The sequence below is a fragment of the Terrabacter ginsenosidimutans genome (assembly GCF_039539425.1).
In the GTDB taxonomy this organism is placed as follows: Bacteria; Actinomycetota; Actinomycetes; order Actinomycetales; family Dermatophilaceae; genus Terrabacter; species Terrabacter ginsenosidimutans.
In genome coordinates this window covers 770,439-784,394 of the sequence record NZ_BAABDC010000002.1, presented here as the reverse complement: position 1 = coordinate 784,394, position 13,956 = coordinate 770,439, and the positions used below count along the sequence as shown (strand labels likewise).

The window sequence follows — 13,956 nt, the reverse complement described above, 5'->3', positions numbered from 1 at the left end:
GGAGGATTCGACAGAAGGAGGAGGTATGCCGTCGCGCTCAGCGCGGTGCGTACGCCCTGGGCAGGCGCATGCCGCGGTCGGCCATGATCTGGCGGACCCGGTTCGGGTAGTCGGTGATGATGCCGTCGACGCCGAGGTCGATGAGGGCGCTCACCGTGGCGGGGTCGTCACAGGTCCACGGGATGATCTTGAGCCCGCGGGCGTGGGCGGCCTCGACCATGGCGCGGTCAGGGTAGAAGCGGAAGTCCGGGTCGGCGACCGTGCCGTTCTGCGGGAAGCCGTAGTTGGGCGAGAGCGCCGTGAGGCCGGGCACCGCGGCGGCTGCGGTCGCGACGTAGTCCCCGCCGAAGTCGTCGGCGTCGACCCCGCCGAGCCACGGCGAGGCGCCGGGCTTGCCCACCTGGAGGAAGTCACGGTTGGTGAGGGCGACGAGGGGCCACGACGGCGCCAGCCGGTGCATGGTGTTGAGTGCGCCCCAGTCGAAGGACTGGATGGTGACCTGGTCCTCGAGGCCCGAGGCATGGATCTCCTCGAAGACACGGCGCACGAAGAGGTCACGGGGGGCGGTCTGCTCGGGCGCGCCGGCCTCGACCTTCGTCTCGATGTTGAGCGTGACCTGCTTGGCGTCGTAGGCCTTGACGAGGTTCAGCACGTCCTTGAGCTCGACCATCCGGAAGCCGGCGATCCGCTCCTGGTCCGGGAACCCGGGCAGCTGCTGGTACCCGCAGTCCATGGTCTTGATCTGGGCGAGGGTGAGGTCCTTGATGTACTTGCCGACGTAGGGGTACATGGGGTCACCGGCCGTGACGGGCCCGGTGTCGCGGCACTTCGTGGCGCTGACCTGCCGGTCATGGTTGACGACGACCTTCTCGTCCCTCGTGACCTGCGTGTCGAGCTCAAGAGTCGTGACTCCCAGGCGCATCGCCTTGGCGAAGCCCTGCAGCGACTCCTCCGTCGTCAGGCCGAGGCCGCCGCGGTGAGCCTGGAGGTCGAAGTGGGTCTTCTGCGGCAGGACGCCGCGGCTCACGGCGGCTGCGGGGGCAGGGGCAGGCGCGGAGGCGGCCACGGCGTCGGCCGCGCCCAGGCATCCCGCGGCGAGCGTTCCGGTGAGAGTCAGGCTGGTCAGGAGATGGCGCGTGCGCATCAAGGGTCCTCTGCTCGGATCGGTGCTGACCCTCCGACGCTAGGGACCCGGATCCGGAGCAGGGTGCCCGGGACGTGACGGCACCGTGAACCCTCGCCGAACGGGACGAACCCGACCGGTCACCAGTCGACTCCCTGCCTTCAGCGACCACCCATCGAGACGGAGGGCCACGGCCCGGCGTCGGTCCGTGGCCCCTCGTCCTGTTGCGGGACGGCCCCTAGAGCACCTGCGACAGGAAGCGCTGGAGGCGCTCGGTCTCGGGGGCCTCGAAGACCCGGTCGGGCTCTCCGGACTCGACGACCCGGCCGTGGTCCATGAAGAGCACCTGCTGCGCCACGGACCGGGCGAAACCCATCTCGTGGGTGACGACGAGCATCGTCATACCTTCGGCCGCGAGGTCAGCCATCGTGGCCAGCACGCCCTTGACGAGCTCCGGGTCGAGGGCGGAGGTGGCCTCGTCGAAGAGCATGACCTCGGGCTCCATGGCGAGAGCCCGCGCTATGGCGACGCGCTGCTGCTGCCCGCCGGACAGGCTGCCGGGGCGCACGTCGGCCTTGTGCGCCAACCCGACCCGGTCGAGGTGATGCAGCGCCAGCTCGGCCGCCGCGTCCTTCGGTAGCCCCTTGAGCTTGGTCAGGCCCAGCGTGACGTTCGCCCGAACCGTCTTGTGCGGGAAGAGGTTGAAGTGCTGGAACACCATGCCGACCCGTTGCCGGAGGACGTCGGGGTTGTCGCGGAGCACGCTGCGACCGTCGAGCAGCACGTCCCCATGGTCCGGCTCAAGCAGCCGGTTGACGACGCGCAACAGCGTCGACTTGCCCGAGCCCGACGGCCCGACGACACAGGCCGTGGTCGCGGCGGCGACGTCCAGGTCGACCCCGCGCAGCACCCGGTTCGAGGCGAACGACACGTGCACGTCACGGGTCGCGACCCCGACTCCGCGCACCGCTCCGGGGCCGCTGGCCCTCCTGTCGAGGCGTGGAGTGTCAGTGGTCATCGTGCCTCCTGGGTCAGCGCGAGGGGCCGGGCGACCGGGTGGTCGCCCCCGGTCGGGTCGTCCGTCCGGGCCGCGCCGTGAGCGCGCCGCCCGTCACGCAGGCGGCGGTCGATCGCGTTGACGACATGGGTGAGCGGCACGGTGATGAGCAGGTAGAACAGACCGGCGACCACGAGCGCGGACTGGTTGCCGGTGTTGGCCGCAGCGTCCTGACCGATGCGGAAGAGGTCGCGCTGGCTCGCCAAGAGGCCGAGGAAGTAGACGAGCGACGACTCCTTGATCAGGGCGATGAACTGGTTGACGAGCGCCGGCAGCACGCGGCGCACTCCCTGGGGGATGACGACGAGGCGCATCCCCGAGGAACGACTGAAACCGAGGGCGCGCGCTGCCTCCAGCTGGCCCTGCTCGACGCTCTGGATGCCGGACCGGAAGATCTCGCCGATGTAGGCGCTCGCGATGAGCGAGAGGGCGAGGATCCCGAGCGGGTACGGGTTGGGACCCCAGATCTGCAGGCCGACCGGCGCGAGCCCCACCCCGATGAGCAGGATGGTGACGGCGGCGGGAAGTCCGCGGAAGATGTCGGTGAATAACCGCGCCGGCCAGCGCAGCCATCGTCGGTGCGAGAGCCCGCACACGGCGAGCACCATGCCGAGCACCGTGCCGATCACCGCCGAGGTGAGGGCCAGGATCAGCGTGTTGGGCAGCCCGACGCGCACCAGCTCGGGCAGCGCCGCACGCATGGCGTCGAGGTCGAAGAAGGTCTCCTGCAACGTGGTCAGGATGTCCATCTGGCCCTCCTCTCGGGTGGTGGGTGGTCTATCGAGCCGAGGTCACTGCGTAGCCGCGGCACCGCTGCCGGGCTTGAAGTCGGCCGGGATCTCGCGGCTTGGGTAGTACTGCTTCTGCAGCCTGGCCCACGTGCCGTCGGCGACGACCGCGTCGATGCCCTTGTCAAGCGCGGCTCGCAGCGTGTCGTTCCCAGGTGCGACGGCATACGCGATGCCGCCGGGGTCGAGCTGCTTGGCCACGGCCAGCACCTTGCCGCCGGAGTCCGCAGCCGTCTTCTCGCCGATCTCGGCCGGGGTGATCCATGCATCGGCCGTGCCGGTCCGCAGCTGGTTGAGCGCCGCGTTGTAGTCCGGCACGCGAACGGGATCGAGGTTCTCCCGGGTGGCGAAGTCGTCCTGGACCGTGCCCTGGACCACGACGACACGCTTGCCGCTCAGCTGGTCGAACGAGGTGATGGACGACCCCTTGGGCACGTCGAGCCCGAGGAAGCCGAAGTCGTACTTGTTGGTGAAGTCCACCGTCTTCTTGCGCGCCTCGGTGATGCTGATCGAGGAGGAGCCGACGTCGAACTTGCGGGTCTTGACCTGGGCGAGCAGCGAGCTGAACTCGGTGCCGACGAACTCGACCTTGAGCCCCAGCTTGCCGGCGACGGCGGTGAGCAGGTCATTGTCGAAACCGGTGAACTTCCCGTCCTTGACGAAGACGTTCGGCGGGGCGTCCGTCAGCGTCCCCGCGCGGAGGGTGCCGGGCTGCTGGAGGCCGAACGGGTTGTCGGCCGCCTTCTCGCCGGCCGACGAGCCGCCGGAGCAGGCAGCGAGCGAGAGCGCGACGAGGGCGATGGCAGCAGTCGTGAGGGAGCGCTGGAGCAGGGGCATGGTGAGTCCTTCTGTGCAGGGCTGAGCGAATGAGAGGGGATCTGGACAGGTCAGGGCGCGCCGAGGACCGGCGTGCCGGGCGTCGGTGCTGGCTGGTGGCGGGGAACGGACGTGCCGCACGTCGGGCGGTCCCTCGGGGCGCCTCCGGTCGCGCGGCTACGGACGGCGCCGACGGGCGGCGGGCGTCCGGTGGCAGGCACCGTTCACTTACGCAACGTTATAGGACACGTAACGCGACGTGATAATCCGGGGCACCTTCACGGCATACGCCGTCACCCGTGGGGGGATCAGGGCCAGACGACGGAACGGAGCGGATCACCCACGCAGGGGGAATCCGCCCGCCTCCCGCTCGGGCACGCTGTCACCACCACCCGCCGCCCCTCCGACCCGCCACGAGGAAGCTGAGGCCACCGTGAACCCGGTGCTCGCGTTCGTCATCGTCATGCTCGTCTGGACCGTCAGCGATCTCGTGGCGCAGAGGACGCGGTCCCTGCTGTCCTCGCTGTTCGTCGCCTCCATCATCTTCCTCGTCGGCTTCCTCACCGGCCTCTTCCCCGAGGACCTTCTGGCGAGCTCGAGCCTGCTCGCCCTCGCGGGGGTTGTCGTCGGGTTCGTCATCGTGCACCTCGGCACGATGATCAGCCTCGACGACTTCAAGAAGCAGTGGAAGACGCTGCTCGTCGGCATCGCGACCGTCATCGGCATCGGGCTGGCGCTGCTCCTCGCCGGGTTCCTCTTCGGCCCTCGCATCTCGGGGTCGGCGGCCGACGGCTACGCGCAGGCGCTCGACTTCGTCATCGCCGGCACCGGGGCCCTGAGCGGCGGCGCCATCTCGGTCCTCATCGTCCAGGAGGCAGCGCTCGGCGTCGGCCTGACGAGCATCGCCGTCTTCCCGGTCCTCATCGCCGCCCTGCAGGGCCTCATCGGCTTCCCGCTCACGTCGGTCATCCTGCGCAGGGAGGCCGCCCGGCTCAAGGCGGAGTACCGGGCGGGAACCCTGGCACCCGTGGAGGTGCCGGGTGACGACGCGCCCCACGACGACGCGCAGCAGTCGCGGTTGCCCGCACCACTGCGCACCACTGCCGGGACGCTCTTCGTCGTCGGCGTCGTCGTCCTCGTCAGCCTCGGCATCAACAACCTCACCGACGGCATCCTCAACACCTTCGTCGTCGCGCTGATCCTCGGTATCGGTCTGCGCACGACGCGCGTCCTCAAGCCGTCCGTGCTCTCGGGCATCGACGCCTTCGGGCTGATGATGATCGCCGTCATGATCCTCGTCTTCGGGCCACTCGCCACCGTGAAGCCCTCCGACGTGACCGCCCTGGCGGGCCCCCTGCTCATCGCCTTCGTCTTCGGCGTGGTCGGCATCGCGGGCTTCTCCGCCCTCGTCGGCAAGCTGCTCGGCTACAGCGTCCCCATGTCGGTGGCCATCGGGCTCACGTCCCTCTACGGGTTCCCCGGCACCATGATCCTGTCCCAGGAGGCGGCCAAGGGTGCGGGCGAGACCCCCGAGGAGGTCGCCGCGATCGAGCACGAGATCCTGCCGAAGATGATCGTGGCCGGCTTCTCCACGGTGACGATCACGTCCGTCGTCATCACGAGCATCATCGCCGGGCGCATCGGCGCCGGCTGACCCCGGTCATTGCGTCGTGGTGCGTCCCGTCGACGTCGTGCGGCGTCCTCACCGCATGTTGCCCGTGTGTCCCAGCGAGAAACGGCCCGGCTGCGGCCACACGAGCAACCCGTGCGGACCCGGCCGCACCGGGATCCGGTGGGTCAGCCGCCCGGTCACCGTGTCGATGACGTAGACGCAGGCGTCGTAGCGGCCCGAGAACCACAGCTCGCGCCCGTTCGCGGTGACTCCACCCATGTCCGGGGAGCCGCCGGGCAGACGCCAGGTGGCGAGGCGTCGCAGCGTGGCAGCGTCGAGCACGCTGACGCTCCCCGCGTCGCGGTTGCTCACGAAGATGCGTCGGGCGTCGCGAGCGGGATAGATCCCGTGCGCCCCGCGGCCCGTCGGCACGAAGCGTCTCACCGTGAAGGTGGTCGCGTCGACGACCCAGAGCCCGTTGCGCAGCATGTCGGCGACGAGGAAGGAGCGACCGTCCGGGGCGAGTCGCACGTCCTGCGGCATCGAGCTCGCACCGGAGGCCAGCATGCCGGCCGGGCCCCCCATCGACCGCGCCATCGCGGGGTCGGTCGCCCCGGGAGTCGCCATCCGGTTGAGGTCGATGATGCGGATGACCCGCGTCGCGGAGGCGTCCAGAAGGGCCAGCTGTCCACTGAACTCGCAGCTGACGAGCAGCCGCGAGAGGTCCGCCGTGAAGTCGGCGTGGTTGACGCCCTTGCACGGCACCGGCAACGACCGCACGAGGGCCATTGTCCGGGCGTCGCGGACGTCGACCCGGCGCAGCCTCTCCGCCATGACCAGCGCGTACCTCCCGTCGGGCGTGAAGTAGAGGTTGTACGGGTCACGCACGGGGACGGGCTTGCCGAAGGCGCCGGTCCGGGGGTCGATGGGGGTCAGGGCGTTGCCGGCGTCGCTGTTGACCCAGAGGCGGCGCAGGTCGTGCGAGGGGACCACGTGCTCCGGTGAGCGCGGAACGGCTTTCGTGGCGATGACGGCATACGTCCTCGGGTCGATGATCTGCACGGTGCCGGCCTGCTGGTTCGGCACGTAGACCAGGGTGCGTGCCCGGCGCGCCTCGGCCGAGAGGTCGACCGCGCCGGTCAGGGCGTACGGCCGCGGTGGTGCGGGCGCCGCGGAGACGGCGGCGTGGGCTGACGACGTCGATGGCGACGGCGACGGCGTGACGACGCTGGGGCGAGTCGTGACAGCGGCCGTCGAGCCCGGCGCGTCGGTCGCGGAGGTCTGCGCCACCGAGCAGCCGGACAGCACGACGGTGGCGCCGAGGAAAAGGACGGCAACGCGAGCGAGCGCCCCGTCTCGGGAGCAAGCCACTGTCACAGGCATGCCCGTCACGCGAGGAGCTCGGTGATCGTGACCGCACGCAGGCCCCGCGCTCGCAGACCGGCGAGTATGCCGGGTAGCGCAGCCACGGTGCCCTGGTGACCCAGGTGGAGGCTGACGATGCTGCCGGCACGGACCGCAGCCAGGGTGCGCGCCTGCACGGCACCGGCGCCGGGGTCGAGGTAGTCCTGCGGGTCGACGTCGTAGGAGATGCACCGCGCGTATCCCGATGCGCTGGCGGCTGCCCGGATGACGGCGGTGCTCGTCGGGGTGCCCGACGGGCGGAACAGCGGACCGGCGGATCCCCGCACGGCAGCGACCTCGGCGGCTCCTCGGCCCACCTCGTCCCGGGCCTGGGCGGCGGTCAGTCGACGCATGGGCCGGTGGCTCCACGTGTGGTTGCCGAGGTCGTGGCCCGCGGCGAGGATGGCCTTCCCCAGCGCCGGGTTCGCCTGGAGCCACTGGCCGACGGCGAAGACCGTCACGTGCGCGTCGTGGGCGCGCGCGATGTCGAGGACGGCGCTCGTGCGGGCGGCTGCTCCGGCTCCGTGGAAGGTCAGGGCGACAGCAGGCGCGTCCCGAGGCCCGAACCGGATGTCCGGCCCTGCCGCCGTGAGGACGGCGTCCTGCCGCGGGGCAGGCGTGCCGCTGCTGCCGGCCGGAGTGGTGGCGGACGGTCTGGCTGCGGGCGGAGAGGTACCCGGTGCCGCGGGGCTGCCGGAGGTGGCGCTCGTCCGGCCGGGGCCCGCTCCCTCTGACGCCCCAGCCGCTCCCCCGTCGCCGGACGTCGAGCACGCAGCGACGCCCATCGACCCGATGGCACCCGCAGCAGCAGCGAGCACGGTGCGCCTGGACGCACGCGCCGACGCCGCCGAGTGCTCCGCTGACGTCGCGCCCGCCGGCGGGTCCGCGGCGTCCCCGCCGTCGGGAGCCTCACCCTCCGGTCTCCGTGGGGTCATGCCGACCCCTTCGTGGCGTGCCCCACCCGCGGCCGGCGCGTCGGGGACGGCGGCTTCGCCGGCATCCCGTCCCGACGCACCTCGCCTGCACGTCGGTCACTGACCGACCGGAGGTCGTCGAGGACCAGGGCGATGGGTGTCTGCTGCGTGCCCTGGCCCAGCGGGTTGTCGGCGAACATGCGCTCGAGGCGCGGGACCGACGTCGGGGCGTCGGTGCCGAGGACGTTGCACCCGAGGTCGTTCGCGTCGACCACGACGGTGCCGCAGAACGTCGCAGCAAGGTCCTCGGGCAGGACCTGCCGGATGGCAGCGGAGAGCGTCGCAGCCACGGCGGCGGGGTCCTTGGGCCCGAGCTTGGCCGACATGTTCGCCGGGGGTACGGAGTACTCGGTGGGTCCGTCGATGGCTCGCACCTCGCCACCGGCGACCGTGTAGAACAGGCCGCGGCGGCCGAACAGTCGGCCGACCGCGCCCGCTGCCGCCGCGACGAGCACGCGGGGCAGGCCCACCTCGTCGATCGCGAGCTGCATCGTGAAGGGGGACCCCAGACCGATCCCCGCCGGAGTGCGGGTCACGTGCCGGCTCAGCAGCCGGGCGGCGCGGGTCACCGGGATGTCCCAGACGTAGAACGAGCGGCGCTGGGTGGTCGCCACGACCTTCTCCGACACGAAGACGTACCACCGTCTGAACCCGACTCCGGCTCCGGGCCCGGAGTCGACCTGGCCCTTCCCGAGCACTCCGAGGTGGGCACGGACGTGGTCGACGACGACGCTCGTCAGGTCGTCGGACTCGGTGACGAGCGGTGTGCGGACGGGGTGGCGGCGGACCACGGAACCGTCTGGCAGCACGAGGTCGAGCGCCTTGCCCTGGTTCGTCGCACCGACCGTGGGAGCCGCGACTCGCGCGGGTGGCTCCAGCGGCTGCGGCGGCTCGAGTGACTCGGCCGACTCCGCGGAGTCGGCAGGCTCTGCCGTCTCCGAGACAGGCTTCGGGTCGATGAACTCGCGCAGCCAGAGCTCGACGTTGAGGATGCGCCAGAAGGCCATCGAGTCCAGGGACCCTGCGCCGCTCAGCCACTGCTCGAACGCGTTCAGCACCTCGACCCGGTTGAAGTACGGGCGACTGGCGAACGACTCGGACAGCAGTACCTGGTAGATGAACTCGCGCTGCTCGCGGAACCACTCGTTCTGTGGCGTGGTGAAGCCGATCTTGTTGCGGCGGCGCGTGATCGAGGCAGGAAGGATGTCCTGTTCCGCGTCGCGCAGCACGGCCTTGTTCCAGCCGTCCCTGATGATCGCGTCGTCCGGCATGGCGAAGACGGCGCGCACCAGCTGCGGGTCGAGGAACGGCACGCGGCCCTCGACGGAGAACCGCATCGAGTTGCGGTCCTCGTAGCGCAGCAGCGCCGGCAACGAGGCGACGAAGAGGTCGTGCACCAGGCGCTGGCGCAAGGTGGCGCCGCCCACCGCATACGTGTCGTCGACGTGCGCCGCCTTGAAGTCGGGGCTGAGCAGCTCACCGAACGACCTCCCGCCACGCAGGCGCGTCCGCAGTCGTGCCCGCACCACCGTGCTGAGCACGTCGCGCGAGGCCACGACCTCCCTGATGCCGGCCCGCCGGTCGTGAGCCATGAGGTCGCGCAGGTGCGACACGGTCTGGGGCACGTAGCCGGCGAGCATCTCGTCGGCGCCCTGGCCGTCGAGCATGACGGTCACGTGCCGGCTCGCCTCCTGCATGGTGCGGTACTGCGCGTACGGTCCGGTCGAGACGACCGGCTCCTCCTGCGTCCGCACGAAGTCGATCAGGTCGGCGAACATCTCGGTCGAGGTAGGCCGGATCCGGTGCGACTCGACGGGACCGGAGCAGGCGGCTACCGCGTCGTCGACCCAGCGCTCCTCGTCGTTGCGGTAGCCGGTGAAGACTGCCGAGAAGGTCTGCTGTCGGTGGCCCACGGCCTTGGCCGAGGCGTCGTCCTCCGTGAGCAGGCGGTCGATGCCGACGGCGATGGCCGAGCTGTCGAGCCCGCCGGAGAGAGACGTGCCCACGGGCACGTCCGAGCGCAGTCGCAGCGAGATGGACTCGGCGAGGCCGTCGCGGAAGGCGGCAACGGTCTCCGGCCCGGCGCCGGTCGCCGGCGGACGAGCAGCGGACAGGTCCTGCTGCAAGGTGCTGTAGAGCCGTCGTTCGAGCCCGCGCGAGCTCATCGTGGCCATCTCTCCGGGCAGCAGCCGTTCGATCCCCGCGAAGAAGGTCTGCACCCCGTCGTCGTGCACGCGGTGGCGCAGGTAGCGGTAGATCGCGCGCTCGTCGGGGGCGGGCTCGTGACGACCACTCGCGAGGATCGGCTTGATCTCGCTCGAGAAGAGCCACGCGTCAGGGCCCCCGTGCTCCTCCGAGATGCGGCTGAGGTGCACCGGCTTGATGCCGAACTGGTCGCGGGCGAGCGTCAGCGTCTGCTCGTCCCGATCCCAGACGGCGATCGCGAACATCCCGTTGAAGCGCTCGAAGGCCTGAGGTCCCCACGCGGCATACGCCTGCAGGACGACCTCGGTGTCGCTCTGGGTCAGGAAGGTGCGCGAGTCCGCCTCGAGCTCCTCCCGCAGGGCGCGGTAGTTGTAGACCTCACCGTTGTAGGCCAGGACGAAGCGGCCGTCGACGGTGGCCATCGGCTGGCGTCCGCCCTCGCGGTCGATGATGGACAGGCGCTGGTGGGCCAGTCCGACCGGACCGTCGACATGGGTGCCCTGGTCGTCGGGACCCCGGTGCCGCTGGGCCGCACCCATCCGCTCGAGCAGACCGAGGTCCGCCTCGAGCCCGAAGTATCCGGCAATTCCGCACACGTGCAGTCCCTCCCGCAACGATCGTCTGACGGCCCCATGTCTGACAGACGCGACTGAAAGCACGCTGGACAAGGGCTGAGACTGCGTCGCAGGACCAGTTTCCCAGAGCAGGCCCAGCGGCGCGGGAGGTTGGGTATGTCTCAGGCATGACCGTGCTCGCCGCCACGCCCTGCTCGGTGAAGGGTGCGTTCGCCTCGTGACGCACGCTGTCCGACTGACCGACGGTCCGCCGGCCCACCCGGGCCTCGACGGCGTCCTCGCGGAGCTCGACACAGGCACCGGTCCCGCCTCGGCGCTCGCCCTCGTGCGCCATCACCCGGAGGCCTTCCCGCCACCGGGACGGGGGGCGACGTCGGCGCTGTGGGAGACGTTGGCGTCGGTGGCCGCCATCAGCCTGACGGCCGCTCGGAGCATGGAGCCGCACCTCGATGCCCTCGCCATCCTCGACGAGGCGCGTGGGGAGGGCCACGAGGTACCGGAACCGACCGATGGCTCGACCTGGGGCGTCTTCGCCGCGGAGGGGCCGGGCGTCCGCCTGGCCGCCAGCGATGACGGAGGCCGCACACGCCTGTCCGGCACCAAGCCGTGGTGCTCGCTCGCAGGCACCCTCTCGCACGCGCTCGTCACCGCCTGGGACGGCGAGACGACACGGAGGTTGTATGCCGTCCCGCTGGGTCAGGCGAACGGCGTGGCCGTCGAGCCCGCCACCTGGTTCGCCCGGGGCCTCACGGACGTGACGAGCGGGCCAGTGACCTTCGAGGACGCCGCGGCAGCTCCCGTCGGCCCGACGGGCTGGTATCTCGAACGCCCCGGGTTCGCTTGGGGCGCAATGGGGGTCGCGGCAATCTGGTACGGCGGAGCAGTCGGGGTAGCACGTCGGCTCGTGCGCGGCGGCCGTGAGCCGGACCAGATAGCCCACATGCACCTCGGCGCCGTGGATGCGTCGCTCTGGGCGGCCCGGGGCGCCCTCGCCGACGCGGCGACGCGCGTTGACGAGGGCCGGGCGACCGGCCCCGAAGGCGCAGCTCTCGCGCTGCGCGTGCGTCATGTGGTGGCGCGCACCGCCGAGGCCGTGCTCGAACACGTCGGCCATGCGACGGGGCCGGCGCCGCTCGCCCTCGAGGACGACCACGCCCGGCGGGTGGCGGACCTCCAGCTCTACCTCCGGCAGGAGCACGCCGAGCGTGACGAGGCAGCCCTCGGTCGCCACCTGCTCGATGCGCCGCAGCCGCCATGGTAAGGACCCACGCGCCGAGCTTCACCCACTCGGAGACGGGCACGCACGAGGAGCGGTGGCGCGCCCGCAACGAGTGGGGCCAGGTCCCGTCCCTGGCCGTCCCGGGCCACAGCTCTGCCGACCGTCTGGTCGTCGTGGCGGCGCACCCGGACGACGAGACCCTGGCCGCCGGCGGACTGATCGCCGTCGCGGCGCAGGCTGGTCTCGACGTGGTCGTCGTGCTGCTCACGGACGGGGGGGCGTCCCACCCGGACTCTCCCACGACCGGGCCGCAGGAGCTGGGCGGTCGCAGGGTCGAGGAGTCGCGCCGGGCCCTGGAACGGCTCGCTCCTGCAGGCACGCTCGAACGCCTCGGTCTGCCCGACGGTTCGGTCGCAGCGCACGAGGACGCAGTCGTGACCGCGCTCGTCGACATCATCGCCGAGCAGGGGAACCGCACGGTGCTCGTGGCGCCCTGGCGCGACGACGGGCACGCCGACCACGACGCCGCTGGGCGCGCCGCGGGAACGGCCGCCCACCGCACGGACGCGACCCTGTGGGAGTACCCCGTCTGGCTCTGGCACTGGTGCGACCCCCTGCAGGCGCCGTGGGCCGACTTCCACGCGGTGCTGCTGCCCGACGACGTCCAGGAGGCCAAGAGCGCCGCGGTGGCGCTCCATCGCACCCAGGTGGCGCCGCTGAGCGATGCCACGGGAGACGAGGCCGTGCTGCACGAAGGGATGCTGGCACACTTCCGCCGCCCCTTCGAGGTCTTCCTCCGGCTCGGCGCGGGACGCGACGACAGCCTCGAGCGACTCCACGACGCGGCTGACGACCCGTGGCAGGTGCGCACGAGCTGGTACGAGCAGCGCAAGCGCCTCGTCACGCTGGCGGCCCTGCCGCACAGCCGATATGCCCGCGCCCTCGAGGTCGGCGGCTCGGTCGGTGCACTGGCGTCCGAGCTGTCGCGGCGGTGCGACGAGCTCGTCGTCGTCGACGAGAGCGCCACGGCCGTCTCGGCCGCTCGGTCGTCACTGGCGGCCGCCGACGACGCGAGCGACACGGACGCGGCATGCGCGGTGTCCGTCCTCCGGGGCAGCCTCCCCGAGGACTGGCCAGGCGGCCGTTTCGACCTCGTCGTGGTCTCCGAGGTCGGCTACTTCCTGAGCCCGAACCGCTTGCGGCGACTCGCAGCCCGCGTGGACGAGTCGCTCTCCCACGACGGCGCCGTCGTGCTCTGTCACTGGCGACACCCGGTCCGCGGGTGGCCCCTCGAGGGAGCGCGCGTTCACGAGATCTGGCGCGAGGAGTCGGAGCTGCCCGTCGTCGCCACGCACCTCGAGGACGACTTCCGGCTGGACGTGTTCTCCCGGACGAAGGCCCACACAGCGGCTCACACGGCGGCCACGACGGCGGCCACGTCATGACCGCCGTGTCGCCGCCGGCCCACCTCACCCACATGCACGTCGTCGTGCCCGCCAACGACGAGGAGGAGCTGCTCCCCCGCACGCTCCGGACGCTGCATGAAGCCGTGGCGGAGCTGAGGCGTGTCCGCCCGAGAATCACGGCACGGGTGACCCTCGTGCTGGATGCGTGCACGGACGGGTCTCGAGAGCTCGTGCTCCGGCACCGCGACGTGCGTCCGGTCGAGGTGACCTATCGCTGCGTGGGTGCGGCACGAGCACACGGGGTGATGGTGGCGACGGCGCACGTGCCCGGCTGGCAGCGCGGGAGCCACTGGCTCGCCAACACCGATGCCGACTGTGCCGTCCCCAGGGACTGGCTGGTGCGGCAGGCGATCCTTGCGGACGCGGGGGTCGATCTCGTCACGGGCACGGTCGAGCCCGACTCCGACGAGCTCGCCCCTGGTGTGCTGGCGCAGTGGCGTGCCCTGCACGAGCTGCGCGACGGGCACCACCACGTGCACGGCGCGAACCTCGGCGTGCGGCTGTCGACCTACGTCGACAGCGGCGGCTTCGAGCCCACGCCCCTGCACGAGGACCTCGGACTGGTCGAGCGCGTTCGCGCCTCGGGAGCCACCTGTGTCGCCTCCTCCGCTCTGCACCTGCGCACCTCGGGACGTCTGCGTGGTCGCGCGCCGGGCGGCTTCGCCCACTTTCTCAGCGAGCTGGAGCCAGGGACCTCACTCGCGGGCTGAGACGGCC

The 13,956-nt window shown here is 71.4% G+C and carries 11 protein-coding genes; 4 read left to right on the top strand and 7 right to left on the bottom strand.

Annotated elements, in window-relative coordinates; translation table 11 throughout:
• Positions 1-37: 37 nt before the first annotated feature.
• From ABD831_RS09700 to ABD831_RS09685, 4 genes are all read right to left on the bottom strand, one after another.
• The gene (locus tag ABD831_RS09700; protein ID WP_344945017.1) at positions 38-1,144 is read right to left on the bottom strand and encodes a glycerophosphodiester phosphodiesterase family protein; all 1,107 of its coding nucleotides are present in this window, start codon (positions 1,142-1,144) and stop codon (positions 38-40) included.
• A 217-nt stretch (positions 1,145-1,361) separates the two neighbouring features.
• The gene (locus ABD831_RS09695; protein ID WP_344945014.1) at positions 1,362-2,141 is read right to left on the bottom strand and encodes an amino acid ABC transporter ATP-binding protein; all 780 of its coding nucleotides are present in this window, start codon (positions 2,139-2,141) and stop codon (positions 1,362-1,364) included.
• Entirely contained in the window at positions 2,138-2,929 is a 792-nt protein-coding gene (locus ABD831_RS09690; RefSeq protein ID WP_344945011.1) for an amino acid ABC transporter permease, read from the bottom strand. Before ABD831_RS09690 ends, ABD831_RS09695 begins: the two co-directional genes overlap by 4 nt.
• 42 nt (positions 2,930-2,971) lie before the next feature.
• Positions 2,972-3,805 (bottom strand): ABC transporter substrate-binding protein, encoded by an 834-nt coding sequence (locus tag ABD831_RS09685; RefSeq protein ID WP_344945008.1) that lies wholly within the window; start codon positions 3,803-3,805, stop codon positions 2,972-2,974.
• Between the two features lie 412 nt (positions 3,806-4,217).
• On the opposite strand from ABD831_RS09685, the gene ABD831_RS09680 reads away from it, so the two are divergent.
• The gene (locus ABD831_RS09680; protein WP_344945005.1) at positions 4,218-5,438 is read left to right on the top strand and encodes a hypothetical protein; all 1,221 of its coding nucleotides are present in this window, start codon (positions 4,218-4,220) and stop codon (positions 5,436-5,438) included.
• A gap of 48 nt (positions 5,439-5,486) precedes the next feature.
• Here the strand turns inward: ABD831_RS09680 and ABD831_RS09675 are convergent, their stop codons facing one another.
• Genes ABD831_RS09675 through asnB form a run of 3 tightly spaced genes read right to left on the bottom strand, consistent with a single transcriptional unit; the run spans position 5,487 to position 10,575 of the window.
• Positions 5,487-6,779 (bottom strand): YVTN family beta-propeller repeat protein, encoded by a 1,293-nt coding sequence (locus ABD831_RS09675; protein WP_344945001.1) that lies wholly within the window; start codon positions 6,777-6,779, stop codon positions 5,487-5,489.
• A 5-nt stretch (positions 6,780-6,784) separates the two neighbouring features.
• Positions 6,785-7,735, bottom strand: a complete 951-nt coding sequence (locus tag ABD831_RS09670; protein WP_344944998.1) for a polysaccharide deacetylase family protein — start codon at positions 7,733-7,735, stop codon at positions 6,785-6,787.
• Positions 7,732-10,575, bottom strand: a complete 2,844-nt coding sequence (gene asnB, locus ABD831_RS09665) for an asparagine synthase (glutamine-hydrolyzing) (protein ID WP_344944995.1) — start codon at positions 10,573-10,575, stop codon at positions 7,732-7,734. The genes ABD831_RS09670 and asnB overlap by 4 nt, the downstream gene beginning before the upstream one ends.
• A gap of 196 nt (positions 10,576-10,771) precedes the next feature.
• Here asnB and ABD831_RS09660 point away from each other — a divergent pair, with 196 nt between their 5' ends.
• The 3 genes from ABD831_RS09660 to ABD831_RS09650 are packed head-to-tail and all read left to right on the top strand — an operon-like array spanning position 10,772 to position 13,949.
• Entirely contained in the window at positions 10,772-11,815 is a 1,044-nt protein-coding gene (locus ABD831_RS09660) for an acyl-CoA dehydrogenase (RefSeq protein WP_344944992.1), read from the top strand.
• On the top strand, positions 11,809-13,218 hold the full coding sequence (locus ABD831_RS09655) for a bifunctional PIG-L family deacetylase/class I SAM-dependent methyltransferase (protein WP_344944988.1): 1,410 nt from the start codon (positions 11,809-11,811) through the stop codon (positions 13,216-13,218). The genes ABD831_RS09660 and ABD831_RS09655 overlap by 7 nt, the downstream gene beginning before the upstream one ends.
• The gene (locus ABD831_RS09650; RefSeq protein ID WP_344944985.1) at positions 13,215-13,949 is read left to right on the top strand and encodes a glycosyltransferase family 2 protein; all 735 of its coding nucleotides are present in this window, start codon (positions 13,215-13,217) and stop codon (positions 13,947-13,949) included. Before ABD831_RS09655 ends, ABD831_RS09650 begins: the two co-directional genes overlap by 4 nt.
• The last annotated feature ends 7 nt before the right edge of the window (positions 13,950-13,956 follow it).

Excerpts from the sequence above, each read along its gene's own strand:
- ABD831_RS09700 (WP_344945017.1), bottom strand. The coding sequence starts at position 1,144 with ATGCGCACGCGCCATCTCCTGACCAGCCTGACTCTCACCGGAACGCTC.
- ABD831_RS09690 (WP_344945011.1), bottom strand. The coding sequence starts at position 2,929 with ATGGACATCCTGACCACGTTGCAGGAGACCTTCTTCGACCTCGACGCC.
- ABD831_RS09695 (WP_344945014.1), bottom strand. The coding sequence starts at position 2,141 with ATGACCACTGACACTCCACGCCTCGACAGGAGGGCCAGCGGCCCCGGA.
- ABD831_RS09655 (WP_344944988.1), top strand. The coding sequence starts at position 11,809 with ATGGTAAGGACCCACGCGCCGAGCTTCACCCACTCGGAGACGGGCACG.
- ABD831_RS09650 (WP_344944985.1), top strand. The coding sequence starts at position 13,215 with ATGACCGCCGTGTCGCCGCCGGCCCACCTCACCCACATGCACGTCGTC.
- ABD831_RS09685 (WP_344945008.1), bottom strand. The coding sequence starts at position 3,805 with ATGCCCCTGCTCCAGCGCTCCCTCACGACTGCTGCCATCGCCCTCGTC.
- ABD831_RS09675 (WP_344945001.1), bottom strand. The coding sequence starts at position 6,779 with ATGCCTGTGACAGTGGCTTGCTCCCGAGACGGGGCGCTCGCTCGCGTT.
- ABD831_RS09670 (WP_344944998.1), bottom strand. The coding sequence starts at position 7,735 with ATGACCCCACGGAGACCGGAGGGTGAGGCTCCCGACGGCGGGGACGCC.